Raw genomic sequence first — 14,827 nt, forward strand, 5'->3', positions numbered from 1 at the left:
TTACTTCATCGGACGTATGGTTACCTTCCTTTTTATGGGATACTTACTTGCAGTCAGTATAGCAGATCACAGCATATTTGAAAATACTGGGGTTATCCCCAATTACCAAAGTTGTATTGAATGAACCACAGCCCGGCTAAGAGTATTATCCAATTGGAAATAAAAAGAACCCTTGATTCACAAGGGTTCGAAAATTTTAAAATAGTAAGCGGGTGATGGGAATCGAACCCACGCTATCAGCTTGGAAGGCTGAAGTTCTACCATTGAACTACACCCGCATTATATAACATCTTGATCCATATGTATGACACACACTTAAGCTCTCGTCAACCAACTGAATCAGGATGTTATCCAGTATAACTTACCTTTCTGGAAAATGCAAGCATACTACATCCCATCCTGAATCAGCCAATTCACAGGGTTACGTAAAAACAATTTTTCAAACACTTCTGCCGGGATGGGGCGGCTAAAATAATACCCCTGTCCTTCATGACAATCCTGGGCCTGTAAAAATTGGAGCTGCTCCTCATTTTCCACCCCTTCAGCCGTGACCTTCAGCTTTAGATGGTGAGCCATAGAGGCAATGGTAGATACAATGGCCGCATTTTTGCTATCGACCAGTACCTCATTTACAAAGGAACGGTCAATTTTAAGACGGTCAATCGGGAGATTTTTCAAATAATGCAGTGAGCTATAACCCGTTCCAAAATCATCAATACTGATGGCCACACCGATAGCCTTTATTTTTTTTAATTGTTCAAAGGCCCTGTCCTTATCAAAAGTCATACTCTCTGTAATCTCCAGCTCTAAATAGCGTGGTTCCAGTTTCGTATAGGCCAAAATGCCCCGAATAACATCCACCAGTTTTTTTTGCTGAAATTGGCGCATGGATAAATTGACCGATATCGGGATGGGTGGATATCCTTGCTCCTGCCACTGTTTATTTTGGAGACATGCCTCACGCAGCACCCATTCCCCCAAGGGCACGATCAGGCCACTTTCTTCAGCCACTGGAATAAAATCGCCCGGCATGACCATCCCGCGATGAGGATGATTCCAACGCACCAGCGCCTCCAAACTCGTTAGCTCGCCACTTTGCAGGTGGACACGTGGCTGATATACCAACGAAAATTCCTCATTTTCAAGCGCTCGCCGCAAATCATTCTCCAGTTGCAGTCTTTCATGCGCTCGCATCTGCATCGCACTAGCATACCGCTGAAAATTCACGCCTTGCTCCTTCGCACTATGAACAGCAGTATCTGCCTGCTGGATAAGTTGTTCGCTCTGATTCGCATCCCACGGGTATAAAGCGATGCCAACGCTCACCATCACATGATACGACTCCCCATTAATATCAAAAGGCTGATCAAACAGCTTTACCATATCATCAATACGATTTCTCACAGCATCTGAATCTTCATAGCCCATTAGAAGAAAGGCAAACTCATCTCCGCCCATGCTAAAGACTGCTTCTCCTTCACGACAAAAACGGGCCAAGCGTTCGCCTACCGCATACAGCAAATAATTGCCTGCCGTATGTCCAAGCGAATCATTAATCGCTTTGAAACGATCAATATTTAGCACTAAAAGAGCTACTGTCTCATCAGACTTCAATGAGTTGCGCAATATTTTATCCAGCCGCTGGGAAAGACGTCGGCGATTGGGTAGGCCTGTTATATCATCGTTATAAGCGATATGATTAAACTCAGATTCTGCCGCCTGTTTTTCCCGATAAGGAACCAGAACCATGAGTCTGACCAAACCGTTCAACAGGCTATAAAAGGCAATCACGTTAGTCAAAAGTCCTATAAGATGATTGATATCACTCATCTGCCCAGAAAATAAATAAAACAACTGGCTCACAACACACAGCCCGATCCCACGAACCATTAGCAACATGCCCAACTCCGCCGGGCGAACTTTCTGATATTTTCGTACTCCAAAAATAAATGTAAGGACCAGCAGCAACATGACTACCAGATTCAATGTCAAGCCTAGGTTGCCTAATTCGTACCTTATACGTAGATCTGGTAAGCCTGCATCATAGGCCTTAATAACTCCTAAAATCAGCAAAGTGCAACCTATTCCCGCCCACAAAGCCACTGTCTTGTATTCAGACTTTGTTTTTCTAAATGGAAGAGAACAGACGAATAGGAGCATAACAGAGGTAAAGGCTCGAATTACAAACAGCAGCCACAACGAAATGCCTGGAGACAAAGCAAAGTCCGTCAGGCTTACAAAACTAAACGAAACGATATGAACCAGGTAAAGCAGACCAGCCACCAGAAAGGTTGGGGCAATAAGAAGTCTCTGCCAGGTTAACTGTTCCAGCAAAACGGACCAGGATTGATAAAAAATAGAAAAACAAATCGCAGCACAGGCAAATCCTAAAATTGGGTATACGAAGAAAAATACATTGTAAGAGTATATTTTATTCAAAGTTACGTGAAATAACTGGGCCAGGACAAACAAAACTATCGCAGCCATACCGATGCCTATCGTTTTTTTTACTTCCAGCCGTATATTCATTCAGCCTCTTCAGCCCCCTGCATATCGGAGTTTCCGATCATCTAAGACGTTTGACAGCTTTGGAAGCCGTTGTTTAAGTCTATAGTATCAAAAAAAATGTTGTATTCTGGTATATAATAGCATTTAATCTGTGAAAGGTGAATCATTTTTTTGTTCTATATCCATGAATTTATTTTCGCATTTGCGCAAATGCACGAGCTTACAGTACCAAAAAAGCGCATTATCTTTTCAGATTATGCGCTTCAGACGACATTTGTCCAATGGGTTATACCTATACCTCAAGGCTGTACACTATAACAGAAATAGTATGTACAGGGCCCCTCTGTGAAAATCTCTCCATATTAGACTACAGGAAGGGTAATTTTGAATTGTGTACCGCTTCCATGCTTACTGTCAACATGAATGAAGCCTCCGTGATTTTTGATAATACGATAGCTCACAGCCAATCCCAAGCCGGTTCCACTTTCTTTTGTTGTAAAAAAAGGATCAAATAAACGGGATAATGTATTATTGTCCATACCTAACCCGTTGTCTTCAATGCAGATGTGAACATAAGGCCCCTCAAGTATTGTATGGATATCAATGCATCCTTCTCGTTCCCCGCCGATGCTCTCAATGGCATCCATCGCATTTTTAATCATATTGAGGATAACCTGTTTAATCTGCTTCACGTCAATGGAAACCTTCATGAGCTCATCATTTTCATCCAGTGCGATCTGGCAACCCTTCATCAACGCCTCGCTTTCTGTGAGCATTACTACTTCTTTTAGAAGTCCCATCACAGATACAGCTGTTTTTTGCGGAGCCGAAGGCTTGGACGAATTTAAAAACTCGTAAATAATGTCGTTCGCACGATCGATTTCGGTTAAAATAATGCGGGCATACTCATCCCTGCCCAACTCCACCAAGTGCGGTCGCAGTAATTGAATGAAGCCCCGGATTGCAGTAAGCGGGTTACGGATTTCATGGGCGATAGAGGCCGAAATACGTCCGAGCATGGCCAGCTTGTCATTTTGATACGCCGTCTGCTCAATCTGCTTATAATCCGACACATCCTTTACGCTAAATAAAAAATCGCCATCCATCTGATCACCGTAGGTCACTGTTATTAACCAATGCCGACCATACTCATCAATCAACTCGTGATAGCGCTTTCTATGAAAGATAGTTTCTTTATAAATCCGCATGATTTTCTTCTTCTTAAACCGAGTTAACTCAGGATGATGCAAAATTTGCATCAGGTTGCGACCCGCAAGCGAACTACGTGGTAACTCCAGTAATCTCGCCATTTGCACGTTAATAAAGGTCAGTACCCCGTCACTGTCAAACAGCATGATACCACTATCCAGGTTCTCCAGTACATTTTCATACTTATTATTGGCGATCTGTGTGGAAGGGCAAGCTCCCACGGTATCAAGCAAGGCTTCTTGGAATTCACTGATCATGCCAGGCTTCCCCCTTGTATCGGAATGATAAACTGGCCGTATCGGACGTGTAATATTCTTGAAGAAGAGAAAGGTATCTATCGATTACCCTTCAAATGGTGTAGAAAACAGTTTTATTCAACTCCGACCATATTTTTCGATTCGAGTCTTATTTTATGATAGACAAGATTAAGGATCACAGTCAATCGGAAAAAGTGTCGAATCCACATTTTTCTCCTATTTTCTTTCGTCATAATATCTGCGCAACATTACCAAAATTAAAGAATAAGTTAAGAAAAGCGCCCTACACACCAAAGAAGCTCTCCAGAATTGAGAGCTTCTTTGGTGTGTAGGATGTCAACTGCCGCTCTTATTATGTTGAAGCCGGGAGCGTCTTTGGCTCATAACAGCCAGTCTTCTCTTAAGCTCTCCCTGCCATTTCTCATCGTTCATTTGTTTGGCCACCATCAATAAATCCAGCGACATGTCAATTTGGCGCTTCACAATTTCAAATGCATCTTCGCTCTCGCGATTCACACAATTTTCAAATATCGTGTCATCGTCTTCCATAACATAATCCTGAAAATCAATCTCGGATGCCCCATCTCCATGTGCATACTCAGCCAAAATTTCATACTCATTTTCGACTTTATAATGAACTTCAATGCGACGACATACCGGGCAAAACAGCAAAGGAACATTATGGACTTGGGTGCGGTAATGCTTCAGCGTTCCCTTGGTTCCTACCATGCTTGCTCCACAGCAATAACTCATCCGGGCTCAGCCTCCTCTGAACAAAACCTGTTCTGCCTTGCTTATCTTCTACAATACCTTATTCGCTTTCATCAGGCAAAATTCCTCCAGAACACAACAACATTTCCATAATTATTTGTTACTTCACTCTGTATTACATGATTCAGACAGGCTACTTCCCAGATGTTCCGCTGAACAGCGCAGGCAAGCAAGCCCCCAACATCGGCAGAGTAACCGCATGTTGGGGGCTTGCTTGTTTAAATTCAACTTGTGAAGCTGATATTACAGATTTTTATCGCCTGGTTTCCAGTTCATTGGGCACAAGCCACCGGATTGCAAAGCTTGCAGTACACGCAATGTTTCTTCTACACTGCGACCTACATCGTTGTGGTTAACCACTTGATATTTCAGTTCGCCTTCTGGATCAATGATGAACAAGCCGCGCAATGCAACGCCTTCTTCTTCGATCAGAACGCCATAGTCGCTTGCTGTTTTCTTCGTGATGTCAGAAGCCAATGGGAAGTTCAATTTGCCCAGACCGTTGTTTTCTTTAGCTGTGTTGATCCATGCTTTATGACTATGCACGGAGTCTACACTGATACCCAAAATTTCAGTATCCAGCTCTTTGAATTGGTCTGCTGCATCGCTCAATGCTGTAATTTCTGTTGGGCATACAAATGTGAAATCCAGTGGATAGAAGAAAAATACGAGCCACTTGCCACGGTAATCGGAAAGTTTCACCGAGCCAAATTCTTGACCGTCTCCAGACACTGTTTCCAATGCAAAATCAGGTGCGGGTCTTCCTACCAATCTTTCTGCCATAATGTGAAATCCTCCTTTTAAATATGTAAGAAAAACACCAATTGTGCTTTCCTCAATCATCTGTATTGTAATAAACCACCTACTTGATAAATGTTATCATTCGCTGAAAACAAAGTCAATATTATAACCATTACTTTTTTATAATTATTTTAAACTAGCTCAAAAATTCATAATCTTTTCACATTTTGAGCTTTTTGATACGCAAGTAGCTCCTGATTGCTCAGGAGCTACGATGTCAAACTTTTGCTGTAAAGTTATACTGTATAACCGCCCTATATAATAGGAAGCTTTTTTTTCAAAACAGGTGCCTTTCCGGAAACTTTAGCGAATAGCTGCCGCAATCAAATCGCCCATTTGAGCTGTCGAGATCGCTTGAGATTTATCCACCGCAATATCTGCTGTACGGTGTCCTGCATCCAGTACCTCAGCTACCGCTTTCTCAATAGCATCGGCTGCTTTCTCGTACCCGAAGGTGAGGCGGAACATCAAAGCAACGGACAAAATTGTTGCAATCGGATTCGCCAGTCCTTGGCCTGCAATATCAGGCGCCGAGCCGTGCACCGGCTCGTACAGACCGAAGCTGCCTTCTCCAAGTGATGCAGAGGAGAGCATCCCGATGGACCCGGTCAGCATAGCTGCTTCATCACTAAGAATGTCACCGAACATATTTTCCGTTACAATGACGTCAAAACTGGATGGACGGCGCAGCAATTGCATGGCACAGTTATCGACTAATACATGTTCAAGCTCGACATCTGGGTAATCTACAGCGACCCGGTTAACGACTTCACGCCATAAACGGGAAGTTTCCAGTACATTGGCCTTATCCACCGATGCGAGCTTTTTGCGGCGTTTTTGTGCAATTTCGAAAGATTGGCGAACAATACGCTCGACTTCTGTTACATTATATGCGCAAGTATCGACCGCTTCCTCACCCTGAGCACTCTCTCGTCTGTACTTCTCACCGAAATAGATCCCGCCCGTCAGTTCGCGCACCACGATCAAGTCCGTTCCTTCCAATACTTCTGGTTTCAATGTAGACGCGTCCTTAAGACAATCAAAAACGACAGCAGGACGAAGATTCGAAAACAGACCGAGCTCTTTGCGAATACCGAGCAATCCAGTTTCAGGACGAAGTTCCTTAGGATTGTTGTCCCATTGTGGTCCTCCGACCGCTCCCAACAGCACAGCATCCGCAGATTGACATACGGCCAGTGTTTCTTGCGGCAATGGAGTCCCCTTCTTATCAATGGCAATCCCGCCGAACAGCGCATGCTCTGTTTCAAATGAAAGGCCAAACACTTCTTCCGTACGTTTCAAAATTTTCTCTGCCTCTGCGACCACTTCAGGTCCGATTCCGTCTCCCGCTATTACTGCAATCTTTTTAACGTCTGTCATCACGTACACTCCTCTTGTTATACAGCCATAAGACCGTATTTCTCATACCTTCTTTGTAACATATAGAGCATGGCTTTGACCAAGATATAGAATCTATCAATTCAATAGGCTCTGCCTATAAGCTCGTTTTTTTATCGGAAAATAAGAAAACAGGATCGGAAACAACCCGATCCTGTCTATGTTCAATGCCTAGGTCTGTATAAAATTAGGATTTATAATCTACGCGATTGCTGTAATTTTTACGCTTGTCGATCAAACCATTCAGTGCATCCACATAAGCCCGTGCACTTGCTTCCAAAATATCGGTACTTACCCCGCGGCCCTGTACAGATATTCCGTTTTGAGTCAGCACCACATGTACTTCCCCTAGAGCGTCCTTGCCATGGGTAACCGATTTAATGGAGTAATCAGAAAGTACAACACTCTCGCTGCTGGCTTGGTCAATCGCATTATAGATCGCATCGACTGAGCCATTCCCTTCAGCTTCTGTCTCGATCACTTGGCCTTCATCGTTCACCAGGCGCACTTGTGCGGAAGGCGTAGCCTTGTTTCCGTAAGTTACGAAAATGGTTTCCAGCTTGAAGACTTCAGGTGCATCGGCCAATTTTTCTTCCAGCAATGCCAGGATATCATCGTCCGATACTTCCTTCTTCTTATCAGCCAAATCCTTAAACTGGCCAAAAGCGCGATTCAGATCTTCTTCGCTCAATTCGTAGCCCAGCTCGACCAAACGCTCACGGAAAGCATGACGCCCTGAATGCTTGCCCAGCACCAGCTTGCTTTCTTTCAGACCGATGCTTTCCGGTGTCATAATTTCATAGGTCGTCTTCTCCTTCAGCATGCCGTCCTGGTGAATACCTGATTCGTGCGCAAAAGCGTTGGCACCCACGATCGCCTTGTTGCCCGGCACGACCATCCCTGTCAAGCGGCTAACCAAACGGCTCGTGCGTGCAATTTCAGACAATTGCAGAGACGTTTTGGCTTGGAAAAATTCCTGTCTCGTCTCCAATGCCATGGCGATTTCTTCAATAGCCGTGTTTCCAGCGCGTTCACCGATACCGTTAATAGTTCCCTCGATCTGATCTGCCCCGTTCAGGATGGCAGCAAGCGTATTAGCAGTAGCCATTCCCAAGTCATTGTGGCAATGTGCACTCAATTGAATCTTCTCCACATCGACCACATTTTGTTTGATGTGTTTGAATATATTTCCATATTCATAAGGTGTTAAGTAACCTACCGTGTCCGGGATATTGACGACAGAAGCCCCTTCCTGTACAGCCATGGTGACCATTTCAACCACAAAATCAAGCTCTGTACGTCCTGCATCCTCTAAAGAAAACTCCACTTTTGGCAAATACTTTAACCCATAACGAATGGCTGCACGAGCAGTTTCCAACACCTGCGTCTTCTCCATCCGTAGCTTATGCTGACGATGAATCGGAGAGGTTGCCAAAAAGATATGGATACATGGGTCCTGTGCTCCCTTGAGTGCCTCGCGTACCGCATCAATATCTTGTTCCCTTGCACGCGAAAGGCCAATAACGGTCGAATTTTTTACAGCTTTTGCTACTGCATTAACAGCCGCCAGATCACCCGGAGAAGCAGCAGGGAACCCAGCCTCCATACGATCGATTCCCAGCTTCTCCAACTGATGAGCGATCTCCACTTTCTCACGAGTATTCAAGTTCACGCCAGGTGACTGTTCTCCGTCTCTCAAAGTGGTGTCAAATACATATATTTTGCGCAACCTAACGCACCTCCCTCAGCATTTTGGACCCTTAAATTACAATGCGGCTCACGCAATAAGCAGGGCCGCATTGTAATTAATATTTATAAATAATTCATGATGTCGAGCTTATAGTACAAAAGGTTATTACTTTTTGATCCAATGCATCATTTCACGCAATTGTCCGCCCACCACTTCAATCGGATGGTTAGCTTCATTACGGCGAGTAGCCGTCAGGAATGCACGTCCGGATTGATTTTCAAGGATGAAGTCACGAGCAAATTTACCTTGTTGAATGTCAGTCAATACATCCTTCATAGCTTTCTTTGTATCTTCCGTTACCACACGTGGTCCAGTTACATAATCGCCATATTCCGCTGTATTACTGATGGAATCACGCATTGTTGCCAATCCACCTTCATACATCAGGTCAACGATCAGCTTAAGCTCATGCAAGCATTCGAAGTATGCCATCTCAGGAGCGTATCCTGCTTCAGTCAATGTTTCAAAGCCCGCTTTTACAAGTGCGCTCACACCGCCACACAATACCGCCTGCTCACCGAACAGATCCGTTTCCGTTTCTTCACGGAAGGAGGTTTCAATTACGCCCGCACGTGTACAGCCAATGCCTTTTGCATAAGCAAGACCGATTTCTTTGGCTTGACCTGTTGCGTCCTGTTCAATTGCGATCAACCCCGGTACACCAAACCCTTCTACATAGGTACGACGTACCATATGTCCTGGGGATTTTGGAGCAACCAGCAATACATCGCTATCTTTAGGAGCTACGATTTGTCCAAAATGAACATTAAAACCATGGGAGAACAAAAGTGCTGCGCCTTTTTTCAGGTTAGGTTCAATTTCATTTTTGTAAACAGAAGCTTGAGTTTCATCAGGCAACAAAATTTGAACCACATCTGCACGGCTTGTTGCATCAGCTACGTTCAGAACTTCAAAACCGTCGTTTCTTGCGACATCAGCTGATTTGCCTTCACGCAAACCAATAACAACATTCACACCACTGTCACGCAAGTTTTGTGCTTGAGCATGTCCTTGGCTACCGTAACCGATAACGGCCACTGTTTTTCCTTTCAATACGCTGAGTTCTGCATCCTTTTCGTAGTACGTTGTAACTGCCATGGTTAAATTCCTCCTTTTAATTGGACCCTTCATAATGAGCGGGTAGTCCAAGAGACTTTGCCTCCAAGTGGCATTTAAAAATCTCTTCGAGCACCCGCTCTTATGCGGGCGGTTCTTTAATGATGTAATGCGCTATAAGCGGTAAATCGTTAAAGCTTCAAATTATGCATTTCCACGTATCATAGCTGTAACCCCGGTTCGGGTCAACTCGCGAATACCGTAAGGCTTCAACAACTCGATCATCGCATCGATTTTTTCAGTATCGCCAATGACCTGAACGATCAGGCTTGTCGTTCCAACATCAATGACAGCTGCTCTGAACGTCTCTACCACGCCCATAATTTCTGGCCGCTGAGGCGGTTCGGCCTTCACTTTAATCATCGCCAATTCCCGAGCAACCATTGGCTTGGAACTGAGATCGATGACCTTGATCACATCAACCAGCTTGTAAAGCTGCTTTTCAATCTGCTCCAGGTTGTTCTCATCTCCTACAGTCACAATGACCATACGGGATAATCCAACTTCCTCCGATTGACCCACGGTGATGCTCTCAATGTTAAAGCCACGGCGGCCAAACAGTCCAGACACACGTTGCAAAACGCCGGGATGATCATTTACCAGTACAGCAATGGTATTTTTTGTTGTCATTCTACTCGTCCCCCATCAGCATTTGATCAATGGTCGAACCTTGCGTCACCATCGGATATACATTCTCTTCCTTGCTGACTACAAACTCGACAACGACCGGTCCGGGTGTATCAAGCGCCTCTTGCCATGCTCGACGTGCTTCTTCCTTGTTCGTAGCACGCAGTCCTTTGACACCGTATGCTTCGGCCAATTTCACAAAATCCGGGCTTCCAGCCAGGTCAATGTGACTGTACCGATTGTCATAGATCAGTTCCTGCCATTGGCGAACCATTCCAAGTACCTGGTTGTTGATAATTACGATTTTGACCGGAATATTATTGATGGCACAGATGGCTAGCTCCTGCGAACACATCTGCATACCGCCGTCTCCATTAATCGATATTACTAATCTGTCAGGATTGGCCATTTGAGCACCGATCGCAGAAGGGAAACCAAATCCCATCGTACCCAGTCCACCAGAGGTGACCCATGAGCGTGGCTGATTGAATTTGTAATACTGTGCCGCCCACATTTGGTGCTGTCCCACGTCCGTCGTAACGATTGCTCCGCCCTTGGTCGTTTGATCCAACAATTCGATAACCCATTGTGGTTTAAGCACTGTTTCCGAATCCTTATAAGAAAAAGGCTTCTCTGCCTTCCATTGCTGAATTTGCGCTCTCCATGCATCTGCCAGGTCCGCACGTTTCACATCCTGATTCAGCAATTCCAATACTGCCTTCACGTCACCTACAATTGGAATATCCGCGGCCACATTTTTTCCAATTTCAGCAGGGTCGATATCGATGTGTACAATTTTGGCTTGAGGAGCGAATCCATCCAACTTGCCTGTCACCCGATCATCAAAGCGGGCACCGATACAGATCAGCAGATCTGACTGTTGGATCGCCTGGTTAGAGGTGTATGTTCCGTGCATTCCCGGCATCCCTGTCCAGAGTTCATGTCCACTTGGGAATCCTCCCAATCCAAGCAAAGTTGTCGTAATCGGAATTTCTGTTTTACGAACAAATTCGTAAAGTGCTTCATGTCCACCGGAGTAAACAACTCCTCCGCCTGCTAGAATAAATGGACGTTCTGCTTCGGCAATAGCTTGAGTCAGCTTGTCTAGTTGAATCTTGTTGGGCAACACTTTCGGGTTGTAACCCCGCATGGTCACAGGCTCCGTTTGTGGAACAAACAATGTCTGGGCTGCGGAGATATCCTTCGGAATATCAATCAGTACCGGTCCTTTTCTACCTGTGTTGGCAATATGAAATGCCTCATGGATGATTCGCGGCAGCTCCTCTACGTCTCTCACCAAATAGCTGTGCTTCGTAATCGGCATTGTAATTCCCGTGATATCAGCTTCCTGGAAAGCATCTGTACCGATCAGGGAAGATATAACGTTACCCGTGATGACCACCAACGGCACCGAATCCATAAAAGCTGTCGCTATCCCAGTTACCAGGTTTGTCGCTCCAGGTCCGGAAGTCGCGATACAGACACCAACTTTACCGCTTGCCCGTGCATAACCATCTGCCGCATGAATAGCTCCCTGCTCGTGACGAGTGAGGACATGCTTGAAATCCTTGAAGCCGTACATGGCATCGTAGATATAAAGCACTGCACCACCAGGATATCCGAAGACACACTCTACTCCCTCCAGCAAAAGGCTACGGAGTAAAATTTCCGAACCTGTAATCACTTCAGGTTTCATCCACTTTTCACGTAATTCATCGGTTGACCTAACTTCAGGAATTTGTGCACTCATTGGTCATCCTCCTTTACAAAATTTACATACAGCTTACATTTGTAAATACAAAAAAACCTTTCATCCCTAGAACAGACTTACTGTTGCTGAGGGACGAAAGGCTGTAGCTTCCGTGGTACCACCCGTGTTTGCCCGATATTTCGCAATATCGAACCTTGGCAGGTACAGAAATCACAAAGGATCTCCATATCTGGCGTCTGTAACGTAGACCGTACGATTTTCCCTAATAGGCGATTCAGCGCACCGTTAAGCTCATGGGCCCAAATACTTTTCAGGAAAACAGCTCCGAGGTGAGCTCGTTAAAAAGGGATTTTGGTGAAGCTTGCAGCTAATGCCTCACTCTCTGAACAAAAGAGCCCTAATCACTTCGTCCTCTTCATTGCCGTTGTGTTCATGTCATTCTTTCAAATGTTTAGACACATTATATGTCCCTCATCTGGGATAGTCAATACCCAGATTTCATAAAAATTTATGTTTCTCTGCTTTAGCACCTCTGAGCCGCACGCTTATAAGAGGTATCCGCATAATATAAAAAAGACCGCACAGAGAGACTTTGTACACCTCCAAAGCCATGACATATCTTGCTAAAAGGGTAAAAAAGGAGGCCCGTTTATGATTCGCAAACGTTGCGCCCAAGATGACAAAATGATCTTTCGTCTAATCGAGCAAGAGCTTGTCCCCCTATCGCATTTAAGTGCCCAAGAAATGGATCAAATACGAAAAGAATTACCCCGGCGCTTAAACCGGGGCATCACTTTTGTAGCTTGCAGACCGGATAATGCACAGGTTGTTGGCTTCATTCATGTTATGCTGCACGGAGAACTATTATACATTGATTTGATTGCAATCGCTTCGGCTCATCAAGGTAAAAGATACGGAAAAAAGTTGCTGGAGTGTGCCGAACAATACGGCCGATTGCGACGCTGCAAGCGAGCTAAAGTGATGGTGGACGAAGACAATGTGCGAGGGATCCATTTTTATTTACGTCATCGATACCACATGCTGCGTTACGTAGCTCTAAGCCGATGCCACGAACTCGAAAAATCGCTTTGAAAATTATGGTTTTCGGGCTCGTGTTGTTGAAGAACTAAAAAAAGTTGGGGTAAAATGGATAGCCTACCCCGGGGTATCCCCCGTCTGTATACGGTCCATACTGCGGACCATAACCTGGTCCTCCATAACCTGGACCGTAGCCAGCGTAGGCACCAACGTATGGAGCTGTGCCAATGGCTAGCAAATCAAAAAGCACCAGCGGAATAATCGCTTTCGTGTTTACTTTCTTCTTACGGTTGGGTTGAAGAATTAGTCGGTTACCCGAAATGCGAATCAGCTTACCACTGACCCGGGAGCCATCCTTACGTGTGGCGAAGATGACCTTGCCGACAAGCTTCTCCACCTGCTTTCTGGTTACTGCCTGTTTCATCGTATTTCCTCCTTCTTTCTCAACGGATGGACAGATTGAACGGCTCCTTGATAGCTCACCACCACCACAAAATAGACTGAGCTGACAGGGGCCGAGCGTCCGTCCAATCTGCATAGCACAGTCTATTCCATTCATGCCTGAAGCGTATGTTTAAATGCCTGCACAATATAAAAAAAACTGGTACCTGCACATGCAGATACCAGTTTTTTAAATATACTAATGTGTCTATCCAAAAACATTCAGCCGTATAGGAGCTATTAACGCTTGCTTGGATCGTACAGTTGACCCAATGCGGCTGGAGCGCGTGAACGTCCAACTGCCGCTACTAGCACAATAATCGTCAGGAGATACGGCAACATAAAAATAATTTCCTGGGGAATACTTTGCGACCATGCAAACAACTGTACATAGTTGCGAATCGCTTGTGAAAAACCGAAAAACACTGCCGCGCCAAAAGCACCGAGCGGATTCCATTTACCGAAAATCATAGCGGCAATAGCAATATAACCCTGCCCTGAAACCGTATTATGTGAAAACATATTGGTCGTAGTCAAAGTGATTGTAGCCCCACCAATCCCAGCCAACGCACCACTAATCATAACACCGATATAACGAAGGCGATTGACTTTGATCCCCACTGTATCGGCTGCACCTGGATGCTCCCCTACTGAACGCAAACGTAAGCCAAACGGTGTTTTATACAAAGTAAAGTAGCCAATAATAACCAATAGAATAGCTAGATATGTGGTTGGATAGGCTTGGAAAAATGCTTTTCCTGCAATCGGAATATCCACCAGATAAGGGATGGAAATCTCGTTAAAGCCTTGAATCCGGCCGGTGTCACCATCACCCTCAAATAACAGCTTAACCATATACAGTGTACTACCTGCTGCCAGAAAGTTAATGACAATCCCGCTGATTACCTGATCGGCCTTGAACGTAATGGAAGCTACAGCATGAATTAGCGAAACCAGAATACCAAACACCGCAGCTGACAGTACGCCTACCCAGGCCGCAGAGGTGCCTCCTAATCCCGCTTGCTCGGCATAAAATCCGCCGACACCTGCCGCAAATGCGCCAAATACCATAAGTCCTTCCAACCCGAGGTTCGTTACACCGGATTTTTCCGAAAAAACTCCGCCAAGAGACGCAAAAATAATCGCCGTCGCAAAAACGAGCGTCGTATGGATTAATTCACCAAGTGTTAACCAACTCAT

General features: G+C 45.0%; 12 protein-coding genes and 1 tRNA gene. 1 reads left to right on the forward strand and 12 read right to left on the reverse strand.

The window, feature by feature from the left end; genetic code table 11:
* Positions 1–207 precede the first annotated feature (207 nt).
* The 10 genes from ACQQ6X_RS09710 to ilvB form a co-directional block, all read right to left on the reverse strand.
* A tRNA-Gly gene (locus tag ACQQ6X_RS09710) sits at positions 208–278 on the reverse strand.
* Positions 279–387: 109 nt separating this feature from the next.
* Positions 388–2,529 carry a putative bifunctional diguanylate cyclase/phosphodiesterase gene (locus tag ACQQ6X_RS09715; protein WP_305165158.1) on the reverse strand — a complete coding sequence of 714 codons (2,142 nt, stop codon included), beginning with the start codon at positions 2,527–2,529 and terminating at the stop codon, positions 388–390.
* A 341-nt stretch (positions 2,530–2,870) separates the two neighbouring features.
* Positions 2,871–3,974, reverse strand: a complete 1,104-nt coding sequence (locus ACQQ6X_RS09720; RefSeq protein WP_149035897.1) for an ATP-binding protein — start codon at positions 3,972–3,974, stop codon at positions 2,871–2,873.
* Between the two features lie 336 nt (positions 3,975–4,310).
* Entirely contained in the window at positions 4,311–4,727 is a 417-nt protein-coding gene (locus ACQQ6X_RS09725; protein WP_007429530.1) for a hypothetical protein, read from the reverse strand.
* Between the two features lie 261 nt (positions 4,728–4,988).
* Positions 4,989–5,528, reverse strand: a complete 540-nt coding sequence (locus tag ACQQ6X_RS09730) for a peroxiredoxin (protein ID WP_013370083.1) — start codon at positions 5,526–5,528, stop codon at positions 4,989–4,991.
* Positions 5,529–5,849: 321 nt separating this feature from the next.
* Positions 5,850–6,926 (reverse strand): 3-isopropylmalate dehydrogenase, encoded by a 1,077-nt coding sequence (leuB, locus tag ACQQ6X_RS09735; RefSeq protein ID WP_149035896.1) that lies wholly within the window; start codon positions 6,924–6,926, stop codon positions 5,850–5,852.
* A gap of 205 nt (positions 6,927–7,131) precedes the next feature.
* Entirely contained in the window at positions 7,132–8,673 is a 1,542-nt protein-coding gene (locus ACQQ6X_RS09740; RefSeq protein ID WP_305165159.1) for a 2-isopropylmalate synthase, read from the reverse strand.
* A gap of 126 nt (positions 8,674–8,799) precedes the next feature.
* Positions 8,800–9,792, reverse strand: coding sequence for a ketol-acid reductoisomerase (gene ilvC, locus ACQQ6X_RS09745; RefSeq protein ID WP_013309387.1), 993 nt, complete (start codon positions 9,790–9,792; stop codon positions 8,800–8,802).
* A 162-nt stretch (positions 9,793–9,954) separates the two neighbouring features.
* The gene (gene ilvN, locus ACQQ6X_RS09750; protein WP_013370080.1) at positions 9,955–10,440 is read right to left on the reverse strand and encodes an acetolactate synthase small subunit; all 486 of its coding nucleotides are present in this window, start codon (positions 10,438–10,440) and stop codon (positions 9,955–9,957) included.
* A gap of 1 nt (position 10,441) precedes the next feature.
* Positions 10,442–12,187, reverse strand: a complete 1,746-nt coding sequence (gene ilvB, locus ACQQ6X_RS09755; RefSeq protein ID WP_305165160.1) for a biosynthetic-type acetolactate synthase large subunit — start codon at positions 12,185–12,187, stop codon at positions 10,442–10,444.
* Positions 12,188–12,799: 612 nt separating this feature from the next.
* Between ilvB and ACQQ6X_RS09760 the strand changes: the two genes are divergently transcribed.
* The gene (locus ACQQ6X_RS09760) at positions 12,800–13,240 is read left to right on the forward strand and encodes a GNAT family N-acetyltransferase (RefSeq protein WP_305165161.1); all 441 of its coding nucleotides are present in this window, start codon (positions 12,800–12,802) and stop codon (positions 13,238–13,240) included.
* 34 nt (positions 13,241–13,274) lie between these two features.
* Here ACQQ6X_RS09760 and ACQQ6X_RS09765 read toward each other — a convergent pair whose 3' ends face one another.
* Both ACQQ6X_RS09765 and ACQQ6X_RS09770 read right to left on the reverse strand, forming a co-directional pair.
* Entirely contained in the window at positions 13,275–13,610 is a 336-nt protein-coding gene (locus ACQQ6X_RS09765) for a hypothetical protein (RefSeq protein ID WP_305165162.1), read from the reverse strand.
* Between the two features lie 257 nt (positions 13,611–13,867).
* On the reverse strand, positions 13,868–14,827 hold the full coding sequence (locus tag ACQQ6X_RS09770; RefSeq protein WP_010349245.1) for an ABC transporter permease: 960 nt from the start codon (positions 14,825–14,827) through the stop codon (positions 13,868–13,870).

Origin of the sequence: Paenibacillus ottowii, from assembly GCF_050516475.1 — a bacterium.
Taxonomy (GTDB): domain Bacteria; phylum Bacillota; class Bacilli; order Paenibacillales; family Paenibacillaceae; genus Paenibacillus; species Paenibacillus ottowii.

Coding starts and splice junctions, on each gene's coding strand:
- ACQQ6X_RS09715 (WP_305165158.1), bottom strand. CDS start 2,529: ATGAATATACGGCTGGAAGTAAAAAAAACGATAGGCATCGGTATGGCT.
- ACQQ6X_RS09720 (WP_149035897.1), bottom strand. CDS start 3,974: ATGATCAGTGAATTCCAAGAAGCCTTGCTTGATACCGTGGGAGCTTGC.
- ACQQ6X_RS09725 (WP_007429530.1), bottom strand. CDS start 4,727: ATGAGTTATTGCTGTGGAGCAAGCATGGTAGGAACCAAGGGAACGCTG.
- ACQQ6X_RS09730 (WP_013370083.1), bottom strand. CDS start 5,528: ATGGCAGAAAGATTGGTAGGAAGACCCGCACCTGATTTTGCATTGGAA.
- leuB (WP_149035896.1), bottom strand. CDS start 6,926: ATGACAGACGTTAAAAAGATTGCAGTAATAGCGGGAGACGGAATCGGA.
- ilvC (WP_013309387.1), bottom strand. CDS start 9,792: ATGGCAGTTACAACGTACTACGAAAAGGATGCAGAACTCAGCGTATTG.
- ilvN (WP_013370080.1), bottom strand. CDS start 10,440: ATGACAACAAAAAATACCATTGCTGTACTGGTAAATGATCATCCCGGC.
- ilvB (WP_305165160.1), bottom strand. CDS start 12,187: ATGAGTGCACAAATTCCTGAAGTTAGGTCAACCGATGAATTACGTGAA.
- ACQQ6X_RS09760 (WP_305165161.1), top strand. CDS start 12,800: ATGATTCGCAAACGTTGCGCCCAAGATGACAAAATGATCTTTCGTCTA.
- ACQQ6X_RS09765 (WP_305165162.1), bottom strand. CDS start 13,610: ATGAAACAGGCAGTAACCAGAAAGCAGGTGGAGAAGCTTGTCGGCAAG.
- ACQQ6X_RS09770 (WP_010349245.1), bottom strand. CDS start 14,827: ATGAGTTGGTTAACACTTGGTGAATTAATCCATACGACGCTCGTTTTT.